At 73.1% G+C, this 19,206-nt stretch carries 19 protein-coding genes; 9 read left to right on the top strand and 10 right to left on the bottom strand.

What is annotated here, in order from left to right; translation table 11 throughout:
- Positions 1–59 precede the first annotated feature (59 nt).
- The gene (locus BM339_RS41460) at positions 60–926 is read left to right on the top strand and encodes a carbohydrate kinase family protein (RefSeq protein WP_177287904.1); all 867 of its coding nucleotides are present in this window, start codon (positions 60–62) and stop codon (positions 924–926) included.
- Here the strand turns inward: BM339_RS41460 and BM339_RS41465 are convergent.
- Positions 902–1,606, bottom strand: coding sequence for an HIT family protein (locus tag BM339_RS41465; RefSeq protein ID WP_075024410.1), 705 nt, complete (start codon positions 1,604–1,606; stop codon positions 902–904). The two genes, BM339_RS41460 and BM339_RS41465, sit on opposite strands and share 25 nt — an antisense overlap.
- Positions 1,607–1,726: 120 nt before the next feature.
- Between BM339_RS41465 and BM339_RS41470 the strand changes: the two genes are divergently transcribed.
- Complete coding sequence (locus BM339_RS41470) at positions 1,727–3,067, top strand: prenyltransferase/squalene oxidase repeat-containing protein (protein ID WP_021597484.1); 1,341 nt, start codon at positions 1,727–1,729, stop codon at positions 3,065–3,067.
- A 42-nt stretch (positions 3,068–3,109) separates the two neighbouring features.
- On the opposite strand, the gene BM339_RS41475 is transcribed toward BM339_RS41470, so the two are convergent.
- The 7 genes from BM339_RS41475 to BM339_RS41505 form a co-directional block, all read right to left on the bottom strand.
- Positions 3,110–3,946: a shikimate dehydrogenase gene (locus BM339_RS41475; protein WP_075024411.1), complete on the bottom strand. Its 837-nt coding sequence runs from the start codon at positions 3,944–3,946 to the stop codon at positions 3,110–3,112.
- The gene (gene mltG, locus BM339_RS41480) at positions 3,943–5,103 is read right to left on the bottom strand and encodes an endolytic transglycosylase MltG (protein ID WP_024935462.1); all 1,161 of its coding nucleotides are present in this window, start codon (positions 5,101–5,103) and stop codon (positions 3,943–3,945) included. Before mltG ends, BM339_RS41475 begins: the two co-directional genes overlap by 4 nt.
- Positions 5,100–5,558, bottom strand: a complete 459-nt coding sequence (gene ruvX, locus BM339_RS41485; RefSeq protein ID WP_075024412.1) for a Holliday junction resolvase RuvX — start codon at positions 5,556–5,558, stop codon at positions 5,100–5,102. Before ruvX ends, mltG begins: the two co-directional genes overlap by 4 nt.
- Before the next feature lie 52 nt (positions 5,559–5,610).
- Positions 5,611–8,280, bottom strand: coding sequence for an alanine--tRNA ligase (alaS, locus tag BM339_RS41490; protein WP_021599234.1), 2,670 nt, complete (start codon positions 8,278–8,280; stop codon positions 5,611–5,613).
- Position 8,281: 1 nt separating this feature from the next.
- On the bottom strand, positions 8,282–8,602 hold the full coding sequence (locus tag BM339_RS41495; protein ID WP_021599233.1) for a hypothetical protein: 321 nt from the start codon (positions 8,600–8,602) through the stop codon (positions 8,282–8,284).
- Positions 8,599–9,015, bottom strand: a complete 417-nt coding sequence (locus tag BM339_RS41500; protein WP_024935464.1) for a DUF948 domain-containing protein — start codon at positions 9,013–9,015, stop codon at positions 8,599–8,601. The genes BM339_RS41495 and BM339_RS41500 overlap by 4 nt, the downstream gene beginning before the upstream one ends.
- A gap of 108 nt (positions 9,016–9,123) precedes the next feature.
- A complete protein-coding gene (locus BM339_RS41505; RefSeq protein ID WP_235206435.1) occupies positions 9,124–10,383 on the bottom strand; it encodes a replication-associated recombination protein A in 1,260 nt (419 codons plus the stop codon).
- Between the two features lie 243 nt (positions 10,384–10,626).
- On the opposite strand from BM339_RS41505, the gene BM339_RS41510 reads away from it, so the two are divergent.
- The 4 genes from BM339_RS41510 (at position 10,627) to BM339_RS41525 (ending at position 13,080) form a co-directional block, all read left to right on the top strand.
- Entirely contained in the window at positions 10,627–11,073 is a 447-nt protein-coding gene (locus tag BM339_RS41510; protein WP_143118809.1) for a hypothetical protein, read from the top strand.
- A gap of 101 nt (positions 11,074–11,174) precedes the next feature.
- Positions 11,175–11,828 (top strand): DUF3105 domain-containing protein, encoded by a 654-nt coding sequence (locus tag BM339_RS41515; RefSeq protein WP_075024413.1) that lies wholly within the window; start codon positions 11,175–11,177, stop codon positions 11,826–11,828.
- A complete protein-coding gene (locus BM339_RS41520; RefSeq protein WP_021593391.1) occupies positions 11,825–12,454 on the top strand; it encodes a DUF305 domain-containing protein in 630 nt (209 codons plus the stop codon). The genes BM339_RS41515 and BM339_RS41520 overlap by 4 nt, the downstream gene beginning before the upstream one ends.
- Positions 12,455–12,519: 65 nt before the next feature.
- The gene (locus BM339_RS41525) at positions 12,520–13,080 is read left to right on the top strand and encodes a TIGR03086 family metal-binding protein (RefSeq protein ID WP_021593390.1); all 561 of its coding nucleotides are present in this window, start codon (positions 12,520–12,522) and stop codon (positions 13,078–13,080) included.
- 21 nt (positions 13,081–13,101) lie between these two features.
- Here BM339_RS41525 and BM339_RS41530 read toward each other — a convergent pair whose 3' ends face one another.
- On the bottom strand, positions 13,102–14,337 hold the full coding sequence (locus BM339_RS41530; protein WP_021593389.1) for a DUF349 domain-containing protein: 1,236 nt from the start codon (positions 14,335–14,337) through the stop codon (positions 13,102–13,104).
- A gap of 72 nt (positions 14,338–14,409) precedes the next feature.
- Entirely contained in the window at positions 14,410–15,162 is a 753-nt protein-coding gene (locus BM339_RS41535; protein ID WP_075024414.1) for a peptidylprolyl isomerase, read from the bottom strand.
- A gap of 243 nt (positions 15,163–15,405) precedes the next feature.
- Here BM339_RS41535 and BM339_RS41540 point away from each other — a divergent pair, with 243 nt between their 5' ends.
- Genes BM339_RS41540 through aspS form a run of 3 tightly spaced genes read left to right on the top strand, consistent with a single transcriptional unit; the run spans position 15,406 to position 19,195 of the window.
- Positions 15,406–16,146, top strand: coding sequence for an MBL fold metallo-hydrolase (locus BM339_RS41540; RefSeq protein ID WP_075024415.1), 741 nt, complete (start codon positions 15,406–15,408; stop codon positions 16,144–16,146).
- An 11-nt stretch (positions 16,147–16,157) separates the two neighbouring features.
- Positions 16,158–17,438: a histidine--tRNA ligase gene (hisS, locus tag BM339_RS41545; protein WP_021593386.1), complete on the top strand. Its 1,281-nt coding sequence runs from the start codon at positions 16,158–16,160 to the stop codon at positions 17,436–17,438.
- Entirely contained in the window at positions 17,435–19,195 is a 1,761-nt protein-coding gene (gene aspS / locus BM339_RS41550; protein WP_021593385.1) for an aspartate--tRNA ligase, read from the top strand. Before hisS ends, aspS begins: the two co-directional genes overlap by 4 nt.
- Positions 19,196–19,206: the final 11 nt, after the last annotated feature.

The following is a 19,206-nucleotide window of genomic DNA, read 5'->3' on the forward strand; positions in this document are numbered from 1 at the left end:
GGTCGCCCGCCGAGTGGCCGGGTCTCGGCGGGGCCGCGGAACGGCGCTTCCGTCTCTTCGTGATCGGCGATGCCGGGATCGAGGTACGCGCGTCACTCCCGGACGTCCGGTTCGCCGATCTGCGCGCCGACCGGCTCTGCTACGCCCCGGCCCGGGCCATGGTCGCCGGGACGGCGGTGAACCTGGCCCGGTGCGCGACGGAGTACTTCCGCGAGGTGGGGGTGCTGGCGAAGGTCGGCGACGACGGCTACACGGCGGTGATCCGCGAGGAGCTGCGCAGGCTCGGCGCGGACGACCACCTGCGCGTCGAGCGCGGCGTCCCGAACGGGGTGTCGGTGATGCTGCGGGACCGCCCCCGCGGCGGCGGGGCCGGTGTGCGGCTGCTGGTCGTCCAGGACGAGCCGCCGGGGCGGCGCCTCGCCCCCGCCGACGTGCGCGCGGCCGCGGCCGGGATCGAGGGCGCCGACGTGCTGGCGCTGGACGGGTACGCGCTGCTGTCCCCGGTCTCCCGGGAGGCGCTGCACGAGGCGGTGCGCGTGGCCCGCGCGGCGGGCACGCGGGTCGTGTTCGATCTCGTGCCGCACGACGTCGACGGGCGGCTCCCCGCGTCCGTCGTGCAGCCGATGCTGGAGTCGGCGGACCTCGTCATCTCGGAGGCGCACACGCTCGCGCGGCTGCTTGGGTGTCCGGCGCCGTCCGGCGGACGAGAACTCAGGGCGCTGCTGCCGGTGGTCGACGAGGCCGTGCGGGGCCGTCCGCTGTGGCTGCTGCGGTTCGGCCCGTCGTCCTTGGAACGCGTGCTCGCCCACCGGCGGGGACAGTCGCCGATGGAGTACCCGACCGGCTACACCAGCGGTGTGGAGCGCGCGGGGTTCGGTGACCGGATGGCGGCGTGCGAGCTCTACTGGTGGCTTTCGGGCGGCTGACCCCCGTCCGGCAGGGCGGCCGTCGCGCCGCGCATCCCCGCGAGAGTCCGCAGGAAACGGCGCCTGCTGTCGGGCAGACCGAACGTCTCCTGCCAGCGCCACGCCGTCCGCTCGCCGGGAGCCGTCACGGCCCAGCGCAGGAACTGGCTTCGCACACCGTCGCCCGGATGGACGGTCGCGATCCCGTTCTCCTCGACCAGCAGGTAGGACCGGCCGGTGCGGAAGCAGGCCCGCAGGGTCGCGTGATCGGCCGGCGTTCCGGGACGCCCCTCCCGCTCCACCACCGCCCGCACGCCCGGTGTCCCGGGCATGAGGTGCCAGTGCGCGTGGTCGATGCAGGCGCCGCCGCCCTGCGAGGTCGCCGGGCCGTGCTCGAACAGGAGCAGCTCGCCGCTGCCGTACGCCTCGCGGTAAAGGCGGGCGACGCGGTCCCGCCACCGCAGTGCGCGTCCCCACATCTCGGGGCCGAAGTCGCCCGCGCACTGGTGGTGGTCCCGGGTCACCAGGAGCACGTGCCCGTCTGCCAGCGGCGCCACGTCCGGGATCAGGAGGAAGTCGCGGTCGGCCGCGATGACGCCCGTCTCGCCGGGCAGCCCGGCCATCGCGTTGAACCGGAACCGCAGCGGCGGGCACAGGACGCACTCGTGACCGGCCTCCTCCCCCACCGCCGGCTCGGCCACGCCTCCTCCAGCTCACGGACCCGCTGACCTCGTCCTCCAGCGTTCCCGGCGCCCCGCGGCGAAGAACCCGCGGGGTACAAAGCGTGGCCCCGCGGGAACACCTTCAACGAAGGCACCATCGTGAACCAGACACCTCCGCTCCCCGCACCGGCGCGCGGCGCCGACGCCCCCGTCATCGACATGGCCGTGCTCGCGACCAGGCTGAACGAGTCGCTCGACGTCCTGCGCGACACCTACGCGCCCGCGCTCGGCACCGGCGGGGGCTGGTACCACGAGCTGGCCCGGCCGGAACCCGGCACCACCGCGACCGCGCTCGGCCTGCTGGCGTTCGTGGAGACGGGGCGCACGTTCGAGTACTTCGACGAGGGGCTGGCGTTCCTCGCCGACCGGCAGACCACCTCCGCCGATCCGCTGCGGGACGGCGGCTGGGCCACCAAGACGAGCCTCGGCATCCCGGTGGTCGAGGCGACCGGCTGGATCGCGCGGTTCCTGGCCCGCGCCCGCTGCGACCTGCGCGACGACGCCCCCGACCTCAAGCGCGCCTACCACTGGCTGCGGCACAACCAGAACCCGGACGGCGGATGGGGCTCGCTGCGCGGCTGCCCGTCCCGCGTGTGGCTGACCTGCCTGGCGCTGCGCGCGCTCAGCCAGCTCAACCCCTACGACCCCGCGGTGGACCGGGGCGTGGAGTGGCTGACGGCCGACCGGACCGCGCACCGCCCCGCGTGGGGGCCGACGCAGGCGTCCCGTCCCACCGTCACGCACACGGCGTTCGCGCTGGTGACGCTCGCCGAGGCGCGCCCCGGGCTGCGCACCGAGCGGCTGCTGGACGCCTACGACTGGCTGCTCGGCCACCTCGATCCGGACGACGACCACACGTGGATCGAGACCTACGACGTCTCGCCGCACGGGACCGGGTCCGAGCCTGTGTGGCGGCTCGCCCTGTGGCACTACGGGCTGCCGATCGCGCTCACCGCGCTGCTGCGCGACCCGCGGGGCCCGCACGGCCCGGTCGTCGCCCGCGCCTTCCGGACGCTCGTGCGCGGAGAGATCGCCGACCCGCGCTGGAACGGCTACCCCGGCAGCGGGCGGACGTCGCTGTGGACGCTGTGGTGGCGCCTGGAGACCCTGATCGCGCTGTCCCGGCTCCCGCTCGCCGGGAACGCCGACGTCCTGCACTGGCTGCCGGACGCGACGGTCGTGCAGCGCTCCCACGCGAGGGAGCGCGCGCTGGCCGACCTCCTGCCGCGGCGGCGGCTCATCGACCCGGTCGGGCTCGTCCGGCGGCACTGGGCGGCGTGCCTGCTGAGCCTGGTGTGCGCGGGCAGCCTGCTGGGCGTCGGCGCGGGCCTTTGGGGATGGAAGGACTTCTGGCTGAGCGTGATCCTGCCCATCATCCTCACCAGCATCGACGAGTCGGTAAAGCGGCGCCGCACCCAGCGGGCCCCGCCCCCGCCCTGACCGGCGCCCCGCCTCGGGCCTGAGCTCCGGCCCGGCCGGAGCTCAGGACCGGCGGGCCAGCTCGGCCTCGCCCGCGGCGCGCATCGCGGCGACCGGCACGTCGTCGCGGCCGGTCATCAGCTCCACCTGCCGGACGGCCTGGTGCAGCAGCATCGCGAAACCGCCGACCACGGTCCCGCCGGCCCGCTCCACCGCCGCCGCGAGCGCCGTGGGCCACGGCGCGTACACCACGTCGAACAGGGCGGCGGCGGACGCGGCCACCGGCTCGGCGAACGCGTCGGCGGCGCGTCCGGGAAGCGTCGACACCACCAGCTCCGCCGGGAGGTGCGCGGGCACCCGGTCGAGCGGCACGACCCGGACCGCCAGCCCGGACCGCTCCCCCGCCTCGGCGGCGCCGGCGGCGCGCTCCGGCGTCCGCGCCGCGAGCACCGCCTCGCGCGTCCCGAGCCCGGCGAGCGCCGCGAGCGCGGACGCCGCGGTGGCGCCACCGCCCAGCACCAGCGCCGACGCGGGCGCCTTCACGCCCGCCTCGGCCAGCGCCGCCTCGATCCCGTACACGTCGGTGTTGTCGCCGTGCCGGCGCCCGTCCCGCAGGACGATGGTGTTCGCGCCGCCGACGTTCACCGCCAGGTCCGTCACCGTGTCCACCAGGCTCAGCGCGACGCGTTTGAGCGGCATCGTCAGCGACAGGCCGGCCCATTCCGGGCCGAGCCCGTCCAGCAGCGCGGCCAGACCGTCCTCGCCGCATTCGAAGGCGTCGTAGGACCACGCGTCCAGCCCCATCGCCGCGTACGCCGCCCGGTGCAGCACCGGCGACAGCGAATGCGCGATCGGTGATCCGAGGACCGCCGCGCGGCGGCGGGCCGTCTCCTCCGTCACTGGCCCGGGTGCGCTCTCTGCCAGGCCCGGAACTCCTTCTCGATCGCCTGCCGCTCCGGCTCCGTCGTGGCGAACTTGGTGATCTTGTTCGTCGGGTCGGTGGCGATGAAGTACAGCCACGTCCCGTCCTTCGGCGCGAGCGCCGCCTCGATCGCGTCCGGCCCGGGGTTGGCGATCGGGCCGGGAGGGAGCCCCTTGTTCGTGTAGGTGTTGTAGGGCGAGTCGACTTTGAGGTCCTCGTTGGTCACGGTGAGGGTGCGCTTGTTGAGCGCGTACAGGACCGTGGTGTCGAACTGCAGCGGCATGCCCCTCGCCACCCGGTTGTAGATCACCCGGGAGATCTTGGGCAGGTCGCTCGGCTTGCCGCCCTCCGCCTGGATCAGGCTGGCGAGCGTGATGACGGTCGCGGGGCTCATCTTCGCCTCGCGCGCCTTGCCGACGAGGTCGACGCTCGACGCCTCCTGGTTGAACCGCCCCACCATCTGCTTGAGGATCTGCGCGGCCGTGCCGTTCGGGTCCAGGTCGTAGCGGCCCGGGTACAGGTACCCCTCCACCTTGCCCTTCGCGTACGCGGGCAGCCCGAGCCCCTGCGGCTTCTTCGCGGCGGCCTGGAACTCCTTGACGGAGATGCCGGTCTTCTTCGCCAGCAGCTCGAAGACCTCTATGGCGCGCCGGCCCTCGGGGATCGTGATCTGGTTCCCGGCCCGCGACTTCGGATCGAGGAGCAGCGCCATCGCGGCGGACGACGACATCCTCAGCCGCATCTGGTAGAAGCCCGGCTGGATGCTGGAGGCCTTCGTCTCCTTGTTGTACGCCTTCACGAACGCGCGGGAGCTCTTCACCACGCGGTGCTCCTCCAGCGTCGCGCCGATCACCGAGCCGCTCGCGCCGTCCTTGATCTGGACGGTGACGTTCCCGGCGCCCTGGCCGTCGTAGTCCGGCGGATGCCACTTGTTGTCGAGCCAGGCGTAGCCGAGGACGCCGCCGGTGCCGAAGACCGCCACCAGGAACGCCATGGCGAACAGGGCGGCGGCCCGGCCGTTGCGCCGGCGCCGCTTCTGCTTCTTGCGGACGCGCCGCTGCTCCCGCCTGCCGGGCCGTTCGCCGGGCGGCGGCCCGTCGCCGTACGGATCCGAGAACAGGTCCAAATCGTTCATGAGCTCCCCCGGACGATCTCTCCTGGGGGGCGTCCCGTCAACCGCTCCGCGTCGAGCGCGGCCTGCAGCAGGACCGCCGCGGCGGCCTGGTCGACGACCTTGCGCCGGGCCTGGCCGTGCACCCCGCCGGCGCGCAGCCCGCTTTCGGCGGTCACCGTGGTGAGCCGCTCGTCGTGCAGCCGGACCGCCTCCGGGGGGAGCCGGTCGGCGAGCCGGGCGGCGAACCGGCGCGCGGCCTGCGCCGCCGGCCCCTCCCGTCCCGACAGCGACGTGGGGAGGCCGACGACGACCTCGATCGCCTCGTGCTCGGCGACGAGCTCCACCAGCCGGTCGATGTCGCCCTTGCCGCTCTTCACGGTCTCCAGCGGGGAGGCGAGGATGCCCCCCGGATCGCAGCGGGCGACCCCCACCCGCACGCTCCCGACATCGACGCCCAGCCGCACGCCCTGCCTCACGACCCCGCCCCCGTCCGGCGCGGCCGCGCACCCATGCCCCGTCGTGCCGGCCTCACGCGGCCCCTACGGCTCGTTCGACGGCGGCGAGGGCGTCCTCGACGGCGCCCGGGTCGGCGCCGCCTCCCTGCGCCAGGTCGTCCTTGCCGCCGCCGCCTCCGCCGAGGGCCTTGGCCGCGAGGCCGACGAGCGCGCCCGCCTTGAGGCCGCGGTCGCGGGCTCCCTCGGTGACGGCGACGACCACGACGGGACGGTCCTTCGGCACGCCGGCGACCATTACGACCGCGGGCCTGGCCATGAGCCGCCCGCGGACGTCGACGGCGAGCCTGCGCAGGTCGTCGGCGCCGGTGCCGTCCGGGGCGCGGTGGCTCGCGAACGCGATGCCGTTCACGTCCTTCGCGGCGTCGGCCAGGGACCCGGCGATCGCGAGGACCTGCTGGGCGCGGAGCTTGTCCAGCTCCTTCTCCGCGTCGCGGAGCCGCCCGACGACCCCGGAGATGCGCTCGGGCAGCTCCTCCTTGCGCGCCTTCATCTGCTCGGCGAGCTGGGCGACGAGCACGCTCTCGCGGGCCAGGAACCGGAACGCGTCGATGCCGACGAGCGCCTCCACGCGGCGGACCCCGGCGCCGATGGACGACTCGCCCAGCACCTTGATCAGGCCGAGCTGCCCGGACCGGGCGACATGGGTGCCGCCGCACAGCTCGCGGGAGTAGTCGCCGACCTCGACCACGCGGACCTCGTCGCCGTACTTCTCGCCGAACAGCGCGAGCGCGCCCATCGCGCGGGCCTCGTCGATCGAGGTGTGGAAGGCGCGGACGTCCAGGTCGCCGATCAGCACCTCGTTGACCTCGTCCTCGACGTCCCGGAGCACGCTCTGCGGGACGGCGCCGGACGCGGTGAAGTCGAACCGGAACCGGCCCGGGGAGTTCTCCGAGCCGGCCTGCGCGGCGGACTCGCCGAGCGCCCGGCGGAACCCGGCGTGCACCAGGTGGGTCGCGGTGTGCGAGCGGGAGATCGCGCGGCGCCGCTCGACGTCGACCTCGGCGTAGGCGGTGTCGCCGGCCTGCGCCTCGCCGCTGCGGACGCGCCCGCGGTGCACGATGAGCCCGGCGAGCGGCGCCTGCACGTCCGTCACCTCGATGACGGCGCCGTTGCCGAGCCTGATCAGGCCGTGGTCGGCGAGCTGGCCGCCGCCCTCGGCGTAGAACGGGGTGCGGTCGAGGACGACCTCGACCTCGGTGCCCTCCCCGGCCGCGGGCGCGTTGGCGCCGTTGACCAGCAGCCCGACGAGGCGGGCGTCGCCGGCGAGGCTGCCGTAGCCGGTGAAGTCGACGCTGCCGCCGGCGCCGGTGAGCAGCTCGTCCAGGACGGACACGTCGAGGTTGCCGGTCTTCTTGTCGCGGGCGTCCTTCTTGGCGCGGTCCCGCTGCTCCTTCATGAGCCGGCGGAAGCCCTCCTCGTCCACCTGGAGGCCCTGCTCGGACGCCATCTCCAGGGTGAGGTCGATCGGGAAGCCGTAGGTGTCGTGCAGCTTGAACGCCTGCTCGCCGGCCAGGGTCGCGCCGCCGCTCCGCCTGGTCTCCTCCACCGCGGTGTCGAAGATCGCGGTGCCGGTCCGGAGCGTCTGGAGGAAGGAGTCCTCCTCGGCGTCGATGACGGTGTGGATGTTCGCGGCGGTGCGCACCAGCTCCGGGTACTGCTCGCCCATCGCCTGGACCGCGACCGCGGTGAGCTCGTGCATGAGCCCGGCGTCCTGGCCGCCGAGCAGGCGCAGGTTGCGGATGGAGCGGCGCAGGATGCGGCGCAGCACGTAGCCGCGGCCCTCGTTGCCGGGACGGATGCCGTCCGCGACCATCATCGTCCCGCTGCGGACGTGGTCGGCGACGACGCGCAGCGACACGTCCGCGCGGTGGTCGCGGCCGTAGGAGGTTCCGGTCAGGTCCGCGGCGCGGTCGAGGACGCGCCACAGGGTGTCGGTCTCGTAGATGTTGTCGACGCCCTGCAGGATCGCCGCCATGCGCTCCAGGCCCATGCCGGTGTCGATGTTCTTGGCGGGCAGGTCGCCGAGGATCGGGAAGTCGGTCTTGCTCTCCCCCGGGCCCCGCTCGTACTGCATGAAGACGAGGTTCCAGACCTCCAGGTAGCGGTCCTCGTCGGCGACCGGGCCGCCCTCGCGGCCGTACTCGGGGCCGCGGTCGTAGTAGATCTCCGAGCAGGGCCCGCACGGCCCGGGGACGCCCATCGACCAGAAGTTGTCCTCCATGCCGCGCCGCTGGATGCGGTCGAGGGGGACGCCGACCTTGTCGTGCCAGATGTCCTGGGCCTCGTCGTCGTCGGTGAAGACGGTGACCCACAGCTTGTCCTCGGGGAACCCGAAGCCGCCGTCCTGCCGGGGGCGGGTCAGCAGCTCCCAGGCGAACGGGATCGCCTGCTCCTTGAAGTAGTCGCCGATGGAGAAGTTGCCCAGCATCTGGAAGAACGTGGCGTGCCGGGTGGTCTTGCCGACCTCCTCGATGTCCGGCGTCCGCACGCACTTCTGCGCGCTGGTCATCCGCGGGGACGGCGGGGTGCGCTGGCCGAGGAAGTACGGCTTGAACGGGACCATGCCGGCGTTGACCAGCAGCAGGGTCGGGTCCTCGGCGACCAGGCTCGCCGAGGGCACCACCGTGTGCCCGCGCTCCTCGAAGAATCCGAGGAAGCGGCGTGCGACCTCTGCCGACTCCATATCAGTGGCCATCCTTGTCGTTTTCGATGATCGTGTATCGCGCCTTGAGCACCCGGCGGGGCCGGGGGCCCTCGGCGTCCGGCGGTTCCTGGTCCATGCGGACGGCCTCGCGCAGCTCCTCTTCACGGGCACGCATCTCGGTACGGACGTCCGCGGCGAAATGCCTCAACCGCTCGCCGGCGCCCTGCCCGGTCGACACGGCCCGCGCCGCGACGCCCTCCGGGGACCAGGTGCGCGCGAACCGCTCGACGCGCCGCTTGACGCGGTGCGAGACGTAGACTCCGGCGCCCGCTCCGACCGAGAGCCAGAACAGCCGCTTCATCTGCGTCCCCTACCCGAGGACCGGGCCCGCAGCTCCGGTTTGCCGGAGTGGGTCCGGCCGTCGCCGTCGCGGCTGCCGAGGGCCTTGCGGACTCCGTAGGAGAACGCGGCGGCCTTCACCAGCGGCCCGCCGACCACCGAGGTCATCACGGTGGTGACGGCCGAGACGTTCTGGGTGACGCCGGCGACCTGCTTGGTGATGACGTCGGTGCGGCCGAGCTGCTCGTTCGCGCGCTGCACGGTCCGGGTCATGTCGTCCAGCAGCGGGCCGGCCTGGTCGCCGATGTCGTGGACGACCTTGCTGGCCTCGCCGAGGAGGCGGGAGAGCTTCAGCAGGGTGAGCGCGATGAACGAGACGAGCACCGCCCAGAACACGGCCACGATGAGACCTGCGACCTGTCCACCAGTAAGCATCAGGGCTTTCCGTTCGCGTGAGTCCGGCCCGGGGCCGGGCATGGCTTGACAGACCTTACCGTTACGCCACGCCACATGGCGGGAGCACCGGCCGGTGGAGATCCATCTTCACCGGTCCGCGGCGCCGCGCAGCACGGACCGGATCCGCGCGAGCACCTCGGTGAACCGGGACTCGGCTCCGTGCCTGGTCGGGCGATAGTACTCCCGTCCGTCCACGGTGTCGGGGGCGTACTGCTGCTTCACCACGCCGCCCGGGTGGTCGTGGGCGTACTTGTAGCCCGCCCCGTGCCCTATCTTCGCGGCGCCCTTGTAGTGCGCGTCGCGCAGATGCCCGGGGACCGGGCCCGCGAGGCCCTGGCGGACGTCGCCGAGCGCCCCGTCCACCGCCATGACCACCGCGTTGGACTTGGGCGCCAGGGACAGGTGGATCACCGCCTGGGCCAGGTTGATGCGGGCCTCGGGCAGCCCGACGAACTCCACGGCCTGCGCGGCGGCGACGGCCGTCTGCAGCGCCGTGGGGTCGGCCATGCCGACGTCCTCGCTGGCGTGCACGATCAGCCGCCGGGCGATGAACCGGGCGTCCTCGCCGGCCTCGATCATGCGGGCGAGGTAGTGCAGTGCCGCGTCCACGTCGCTGCCGCGGATGCTCTTGATGAACGCGCTGATGACGTCGTAGTGCTGGTCGCCCTCGCGGTCGTAGCGGACGGCCGCCCGGTCGACGGCCTTCTCCAGCACGTCGGCGTCGACCGCGCCGCCGTCCTCGACGACGAGCGACGCGGCCTCCAGGTAGGTGAGGGCGCGGCGGGCGTCGCCGCCGGCCAGCCGGATCAGGTGGTCCTCGGCGGCGGGGTCGAGGGTGACGGCGCCGCCCAGGCCGCGTTCGTCGGCGAGCGCGCGGCGGACCACCTCGCGCAGGTCGTCCTCGCCGAGCGGCTCCAGGGTCAGCAGCAGCGACCGCGACAGCAGCGGGCTGATGACGGAGAAGAACGGGTTCTCGGTGGTGGCGCCGATGAAGGAGACCCAGCGGTTCTCCACGGCGGGGAGCAGGGCGTCCTGCTGGGCCTTGTTGAAGCGGTGCACCTCGTCGACGAACAGGACCGTCTGCCGCCCGGTCATGCCGAGCTCGCGCCGCGCCAGGTCGATCTCGGCGCGGACGCGCTTGACGCCGTCGCTGACGGCGGAGATCTCCACGAACCGGCGGGACGTGACGTGGCTGACGACGGTGGCCAGGGTGGTCTTGCCCGTGCCCGGCGGCCCCCACAGCACGAGCGACATGGGCACGTCGCGGTCGACGAGCTGGCGGATCGGCGTGCCGGGGCCGAGCAGGTGGCTCTGGCCGACGACCTCGTCCAGCCCGCGGGGACGCATCCGGACGGCGAGCGGCTGCGCCGCGCCGCCCGGGGCGGGCACGCCCGCGGCCGGCACGTCCGGGGCCGCCGGCCGCGCCGTCCCGCCGGTCTCCGGGGCGTCGAAAAGGCCCTCCGGCTCGCCCGATTCCGCCATGCTGGTCACGCTCCGACACTATCTCGCGGCACGGACATTCCCGGACGGGAACCCGGGGCCGGGGTCCGGCGTTGGAACAGCCCGGAAGGCGCGTTCTGGAGCGTGACGGTGTCAGGTTCGACCCCACGTGGGCGCCACGGGCTGGCCGGTCTGCTCGTGGCGCTGTTCGTCGTGGGCGGGCTGATCTTCAGCTACGGGCTGGGGCACGGGGCTCCGGCGCGCGTGTGCACCCAGCACGCGGTCAGCGTCCCCGTCGGCGCCGTTTCCGCCGGCGGCGACCACGCGCAGCAGGGGGAAGGGGCCGGGCCGTCCAGCGGCTTCCACGGCCTCGCGGGCGCGGTGCTGACCAGCCCGGACAAGCCCCCCGCGCCCGTGCCGACGGAGGCCTGCCTCTGCCTGGCCGTGCTCCTGTCCCTCCTGCTCCTCGGGCTGGCCGGCGGGTTCCGCCGGCCGCTCTCGCGTCTGCCGGCGCGCGCCGGCTGGGCGCTCGCGCCGCCGCCCGGTGCCCCGGCCGCGGCCGCGTGCGCCCCCGCCCTCCAGGTCCTCCGGCTGTGACGGACCGGCCGTAAGGCCGCCCGCGCCGCCGTGTCGCCCTTCGCGCGATACGGCGCTGCCCTCGTGTCCGTATCCGCAGCACCACTGAGAGGACCGCTCTCATGTCCAAGAGCGCCCGCATCAAGAACGCACGCAACAACGGCAACGCACGCGCGAAGAACTCCCCTAAGAAGAACGCCCCCAGGAAGAACGCGTTGACGCAGCGCGAGGTCCCCTGGGGCAGCATCGCCTTCTTCGGTGTGATCGGCCTGGTGGCCGTCCTCGCCATCGGGTACGCGTTCATGCAGACCAGGACGTCGTCCGCCGACTCCGTGTCCATCTCCGGCCTGGTCACCAAGGACGGCCTGAGCAGCGACCACGTCGCCGGCACCGTCGCGTACGACACCGCCCCGCCCATGGGCGGGAACCACAACCCCGTCTGGCAGAACTGCGACGGCCGCGTCTACGACGCGCCGCTGCAGAACGAGAACGCCGTCCACTCCCTGGAGCACGGCGCCGTGTGGATCACCTACCGCCCCGGTCTGGCGCCCGACCAGCTGGAGGTGCTCCGCAGCAAGGTCACCGGCACCGACTACACGCTGCTGAGCCCGTACCCGTCCCAGGACTCTCCCGTCACGCTCACCGCCTGGGGCAGGCAGCTCAAGCTCCAGAACGCCACCGACCCCCGCGTCGACGCGTTCCTGCGCGCCTTCGTGAAGGGTCCCCAGACGCCCGAGCCGGGCGCGGCCTGCGACGGCGCCAAGGACACCGCGTGACCGGGAGCGCCCCGGCTCCGCGAGGACGGCGGGTCACCGTCGTCCTCGCGGCGCTCGTCCTGCTCGCCGGCGCCGTCCTGGTGGCGATGGCCGTCGCGCGCTCCGGCCGTCCCGGAACCGACGGCCCGGAGGCCGGGTTCGCCCGCGACATGGGCGCCCACCACGCCCAGGCGGTGCGGATGTCGTTCATCGTCAGGGACCGGACGGACGACGCGGAGGTCAGGCTGCTCGCCTACGACATCATCAACACCCAGTCCGCCCAGATCGGCATGATGACGGCATGGCTGGATGAATGGGGCCTGCCGCAGGCGGAGCCGTCCGGCCGGATGCGCTGGATGTCCGGGCACGGCGGCCACCGGGGTGGCGGGGAGGCCGCGATGCCGGGCATGGCGACGCGCGCGCAGCTCGCCGACCTGGAAAGGGCGTCCGGCCGCGCCGCCGAGGTGCTGTACCTGCGGCTGATGATCGCGCACCATCGGGGCGGCGTCGCCATGGCGCGGGCGGTGCTCGCCCGCACCGGCCACGACCGGGTCCGCCGGCTGGCCGGGACGATGGTGACAGGACAGGAGGCGGAGATCAGGCAGATGAACACCCTGCTCCGCGCCCGCGGCGCCGCCGCGGCGTGATCCCGGACAGGCGACCTTCGCGATAGCGCTTGACAGCGGGGTCGGATCGCGGGTCACTGACCACCATGGCTCACAACCTCAGCGGCTACCACCGGGCCCTCGACCTCTTCGAGGGCCTGGTGGCCGGCGTCCCCCGCGACGGGTGGGACACGCCGTCGCCCTGCGAGGGGTGGACCGCCCGGGACGTCGCCGGCCACGTGGCCGGCGGGCAGTACCTGATCCGGGCGCTGGCCGCCGGCGGACCCGAGCCCGACATCGCCCGCGACCCCGCCAGGTTCGTCGCGGGCGACGTGCTGATGAGCTGGCGGACGGCCCGCAAGGAGTGCGCCGCGGCCCTCACCCCGGACGCTCTGGGCGCGCTGATCCCGTTCGGCGCGCTGGGCGAGCTCCCCCTGGGCGACTATCTGGAGGGCTACCTCCTGGAACCGCTGGTGCACGCCTGGGACCTGGCCGTGGCCACCGGCCAGCCGTCCCGCCTCGACCCCGACCTCGTCCACCACGCGTTCGCCACCGCCCAGGTCCTCGCCGCGCCGCTGCGCGCCGCGGGTCGCCTGGCCCCGCCCCTCCGGGCCCCCCGGGGCGCGGACGAGCAGACCCGGATGCTCGCCTTCCTCGGCAGGTGCTGACCAGGGGCCGCCCCTGGGAGGTCAGGAGAACTCGGCGAGGGTGCGTTCGGCTTCCTCCAGCCAGGCGCGGCGGGCGGTGAGGGCCTCCTCGGCCTCCCGGACGTCCCTGTCGCGGCCCGCCTCACGGGCCTTGCCGAGGCGCTTCTCCAGCTGCTCGATGGAGCTGCGCAGCTGCCCGACGGTGGCCTCGGCGCGGGCGCGGGCCTCGGGGTTGGTGCGGCGCCACTCGTTCTCCTCGGCGGAGCGGACGGCCTCCTCGATCTTGCGGAGCCGGCCTTCGAGGCGGTCGCGCTGGTCGCGGGGGACCATGCCGGCGGCCTCCCACCGCTCCTGGATCGCGCGCAGCGCCTGCCGGGCCTGCCGGACGTCCCGGACGGGCAGCAGCCGCTCGGCCTCGGCGAGGATCTTCTCCTTCTCCTCGGCGTGCTCGCGGAACTCGGCGTCGCGCTCGGCGAACGCGGCGCTGCGGGCCTGGAAGAAGGTGTCCTGAGCGCCCTTGAAGCGGGCCCACAGGTCCTCCTCGGCGTCGCGGGAGGCGCGCCCGGCCATCTTCCAGCGGCGCATGAGGTCGCGGTAGGCGGCGGCCGTCTCGCCCCAGTCGGTGGAGCCGGACATCGACTCGGCCTCGGCGACCAGGCGCTCCTTTTCCCTGCGGGCCTCCTCGCGCTGGTCGTCGAGGGTGGCGAAGTAGACCTTGCGGCGCTTCGTGAAGGCATTGCGGGCGGCCGACAGCCGCTTCCACAGGGCGGTCTCGGTGGGGCGGTCGATGCGGTCGGCCGCCTTCCACTCCTCGACCAGCTGGCGGAGGCGCTCGCCGCCGTTCTTCCAGTGCGTCTCCTCGACGGCGATGCGCTCGGCCTCGGCGACGATCCGCTCCTTGACCTCGCGGGCCTCGTGGCGGTGCTGCTCGCGCTGGGCCTTGACCTGCTCGCGGCGCCGCCCCACGTCCTCGGTGAGGGCGTCCAGGCGGCGGGTCAGCGCGTCGAGGTCGCCGACGGCGTGCGCGTCGGCGACGGCCTCGCGGAGCCGGTCGATGCTCTGCTGGGCCTGGGCGGGCTGCAGGTCGGTGGTGCGGACCCGCTGTTCGAGCAGGCCGATCTCGGTGACGAGCGCGTCGTACTTGCGCTTGAAGTAGGCCAGGGCCTCCTCAGGCGCACCGGCCTGCCAGGACCCGACGACGCGCTCGCCGCCGGCCGTCCTGACGTACACGGTGCCGTCCTCGTCCACCCGGCCCCAGGGATCGGTCGCGCTGGACACCCTTGCCTCCTGAATCGCGGGCCCGGACGGCTCTCACCTTCCGGACCCTCCACACCTTAGTATCCCGTTCGCCTATTTCCCGGCGATCGTGACGTCCTGGATCTCTACCTTCTTCTTCGGCTTACCGTCGCCCTTCGGGTCCGAACCCGCCTTGGCGACCTTCTGCAGCACGTCCAGCCCCTTCGTGATCTTCCCGAAGACGGTGTAGTCCGGCTGGAGCTGCGAGTCCTTGTAGACCATGAAGAACTGGCTGCCGTTGGAGTCGGGAAGCTGGCTGTGCGCCATCGCGAGCGTTCCCTCGGTGTACATGGCGCCATTGGTGTTCTCGTTGGCGTACTGGTAGCCCGGACCGCCCGTTCCCTTCGCGGTCGGGTCGCCGCACTGCAGGACGTTCAGGCCGCCGCTCGTGAGCCGGTGGCACGAGGTCTTGTCAAAGAAGTTCTTCTGCGCCAGATACGTGAAGGAATTGACCGTGCACGGCGCCTTGTCGCCGTAAAGCTGCATCTCCACGTCGCCCTGATTGGTCTTCACGGTCGCCTGGACGACGCCCTTGTGCGCGGGCGTCGCCGGCGGGGTGCCGAGCCCCTTGGGCGCGCCCTCCCCCGGCGCCTCCTTGTAGGTGCACGCGGGCTCGGCGGCCGTGGACTCGTCGTCCTTGCCGGTGAACACCATGAAGGCGACCCCGCCGACGACGATGACCGCCACCCCGGCGGCCGCGCTGATGATCTTGAGTCGGCGCGCCCTCGCCGCCTCCTGCGCCCGCCGCTGTTGCTGGCGCTCGTAGCGTTGCCGCGCGAGCTGCTTCTTGCGGTCTCTCCCCGCCACGTGCCTCGCCTCTCCGGTGTGATCAGGTGAACGTGCAGCGCATAGTAGCGGTACCGGGGAGTAAAAGCGTCTCGACGTTCAGGGAGCGCTTTCCCGCCGCCCCGCCGCGACCGTGCGCCGGCCGGACCGGCCCGCGGGACCCCTGGCCCGACACGGCGACCGCGCTATCTCGTTCGCGGTGGCCGCGGCGGCGCCGGTACCCTCGGACAGGCCCAACCGAGATGGTTCTAAGGAAGGACGACCGTGCTCGTCGCCGGGTTCCCCGCCGGATCGTTCGCCGCGAACTGCTATGTCGTGGCACCCGCCGCGGGTGAGGAATGCGTGATCATCGACCCCGGCCAGGACGCCGAGGACGGGATCGAGGAGATCCTGCGCGAGCACCGGCTGAAGCCGGTCGCGGTGCTGCTCACGCACGGCCACATCGACCACGTGTGGTCGGTGGCCCCGGTGTGCGGCGCCAAGGACGTCCCCGCCTACGTCCATCCGGACGACCGCGACCTGCTCACCGACCCGGCCAAGGGCCTGTCGCTCGGCGCCGGGCAGCAGCTGTTCGGCGGCCTGGAGCTGTCGGAGCCGGACGACGTGAAGGAGCTGGCGGACGGGGCCGTGCTGGAGCTGGCGGGCCTGAGCTTCACCGTCGACCACGCACCGGGCCATACGCCGGGGTCGGTGACCTTCCGGACGCCGAAGACGCAGCAGGTCCCCGACGTGATGTTCACGGGCGACCTGCTGTTCGCCGGCTCCATCGGACGCACCGACCTGCCGGGCGGATCGTACGAGGAGATCCTCGCGAGCCTGGGCCGGGTGTGCCTGACCATGCCCGACGAGACGGCCGTCCTGCCCGGCCACGGCGAGCAGACCACAATCGGCCGTGAGCGGGCCACCAATCCGTTTCTCACCGGGCTCTTGCCGGGGGGTACAGGGGGGTCGTCCCCCCTGAAGGAAACGGGTGCGCCTGCGGACGGACCCAACAAGGGATTCTGACCTAAAAGACCATGAGTTCGAACTTCAGGGCCCCCAAGGGGGTCAGTGAATACGTCCCGCCGCGCGCGGACCTCTTCTACGCCATCCGGGAGGCGTTCGCCGAGCAGGCGAGGCTGGCCGGATACGGCTATCTGGAACTGGCCGTGTTCGAGGACACCAACCTGTTCCGGCGCGGCGTCGGCGAGTCCACCGACGTGGTCTCCAAGGAGATGTACACGTTCGAGGACCGGGGCGGCCGGTCGCTGACGCTGCGGCCCGAGTTCACCGCCTCGGTGCTGCGGTCCGTCTTGGAGAACAACCTGCACAAGGGCGCCCTCCCGGTGAAGGTGTGGACGACCGGGGCGGCGTTCCGCGCCGAGCGCCCGCAGCAGGGCCGCTACCGCCAGTTCTACCAGCTCGACCTGGAGGCGATCGGCAGCGAGGACCCGCAGGTCGACGCCGAGACGATCGCGATCGCGTGGAACTGGTACCGGTCCCTCGGGCTGACGCGGGTGCGGCTGCTGCTGAACTCGCTGGGCTGCAAGGAGTGCCGTCCCGCCTACCGGGCCCTGCTGCAGGAGTTCCTGCGCGGCCTGGACCTGGACGACGACACCCGCGCCCGCGTCGAGATCAACCCGCTGCGGGTGCTGGACGACAAGCGCCCCAAGGTGCGCGAGCAGCTCGTCGGCGCCCCCCTGATGGCCGACCACCTGTGCCCGGCGTGCAAGGCGCACCACGACCGGGTCCGCGAGCTGCTCGCCGACCTCGGCATCGCCTGGGAGGACACGCCCACCCTCGTCCGCGGCCTGGACTACTACACCCGCACGACCTACGAGTTCGACCACCCGCTGCTCGGCGCCCAGTCCGGCATCGGCGGCGGCGGCCGGTACGACGGCCTGTCGGAGGACATCGGCGGCCCGCCGCTGCCCGGCATCGGGTTCGGGCTCGGCCTGGACCGCACGATCCTGGCCCTGGACGCCGAGTCGCAGGAGAACGGGGGCGTCGCGTTCGCCGCCAAGCCGCGCTGCGAGGCGTTCGGCGTCGCGCTCGGCGACGCCGCGGAACGGCGCATGTTCGGGCTCGTCGCCGGCCTGCGCCGCGCCGGGATCGCCGCCGACATGGCGTTCGGCGGCAAGAGGCTGAAGGGCGCCATGAAGGACGCGGACCGCTCGGGCGCCCGCTACGCCGTGATCCTCGGGGAGCGAGATATCGCGGACGGCGTCGCCCAGGTCAAGGACCTGGCCGAGGGCGAGCAGACCGCCGTCCCGCTCACCGACCTCATCACGACGTTGAAGGAAAGGCTCTCCAAATGATCCGCACCCACGAGGCGGGCACGCTCCGCAAGGAGCACGCCGGGCAGCAGGTCACGCTGGCCGGCTGGGTCGGCCGCCGCCGCGACCACGGCGGCGTCACGTTCATCGACCTGCGGGACGCGTCCGGCACCGCGCAGGTCGTCTTCCGGGAGGAGGACGCGGCGCACGACCTGCGCTCGGAGTTCTGCGTCAGGGTCGTCGGCGAGGTCCGCGTCCGGCCGGAGGGCAACGAGAACCCCGAGCTGCCCACCGGCGACATCGAGGTCGCCGCCGCCGAGATCGAGGTGCTGTCGGACGCGGCGCCGCTGCCGTTCCCCATCGAGGGCGACGTCAACGTCAACGAGGAGATCCGGCTCAAGTACCGGTACCTCGACCTGCGCCGCGAGGGCGTCGCGCGGGCGATCAAGGTCCGCTCGGAGGCGTCGTTCCTGACGCACGAGGTGATGCGCGAGCACGGCTTCGTCAACGTCGAGACGCCCACCCTCACCCGGTCCACGCCGGAGGGCGCCCGCGACTTCCTCGTCCCCGTCCGGCTGAAGCCCGGCCACTGGTACGCCCTGCCGCAGTCCCCGCAGCTGTTCAAGCAGCTGCTGATGGTCGGCGGGCTGGAGCGCTACTACCAGATCGCCCGCTGCTACCGGGACGAGGACTTCCGCGCCGACCGGCAGCCGGAGTTCACGCAGATCGACATCGAGATGTCGTTCGCCGGCCAGGACGACGTCCTGAACGTCGGCGAGGACCTGGTGGCGCGGCTGTGGCAGGAGCTCGCCGGGTATGAGATCCCCCGCCCGATCCCCCACATCACCTACGCCGAGGCGATGGCCAGGTACGGCTCCGACAAGCCCGACCTGCGGTTCGGCACCGAGCTGACCGACATGACCGAGTACTTCTCCGGCACGTCGTTCCGCGTGTTCCAGGCCCCGTACGTCGGCGCGGTGGTCATGCCCGGCGGCGCGTCCCAGACCCGCAGGGAGCTGGACGGCTGGCAGGACTGGGCGAAGGCCCGCGGCGCCCGCGGCCTCGCCTACGTGCTCGTCCAGGAGGACGGGACGCTCGGCGGCCCGGTGGCCAAGAACCTGTCGGACGCCGAGAAGGAGGGCCTCGCCGCGAAGACCGGCGCGGCCCCGGGCGACGCGGTGTTCTTCGGCGCGGGCAAGCGGCACGCCACGCAGGAGCTGCTCGGCGCGGCCCGGCTGGAGATCGGCCGCCGCCGCGGCCTGATCGACGAGTCGGCGTGGAAGTTCGTGTGGGTCGTGGACGCGCCGATCTTCGAGCCGGTCGAGAACGACAAGGGCGAGCAGATCGGCTGGACGTCCGTCCACCACCCGTTCACGGCGCCGAAGCCGGAGTTCGCCGACACCTTCCAGGACGACCCGGGCGGCGCCCTCGCCGACGCCTACGACCTCGTCCTGAACGGCAACGAGATCGGCGGCGGCTCCATCCGTATCCACCGCGCGGAGATGCAGCAGCGCGTGTTCGACGTGCTCGGCCTGTCGAAGGAGGAGGCCGAGTCGAAGTTCGGGTTCCTGCTGGAGGCGTTCAAGTTCGGCCCGCCCCCGCACGGCGGCATCGCGTTCGGCTGGGACCGCGTCGTCATGCTGCTCGCCGGGCAGGAGTCGATCCGCGACGTGATCGCGTTCCCGAAGGCGGCCTCCGGCTACGACCCGCTGACCGCGGCGCCGACCCCGATCACCGCGCAGCAGCGCACCGAGGCCGGCGTCGACGTGGTCCCCGAGGACGAGCCCGCCGGCACCTGACCGGAGCGCGA

This window comes from Actinomadura madurae (assembly GCF_900115095.1).
Taxonomy (GTDB): Bacteria; Actinomycetota; Actinomycetes; order Streptosporangiales; family Streptosporangiaceae; genus Spirillospora; species Spirillospora madurae.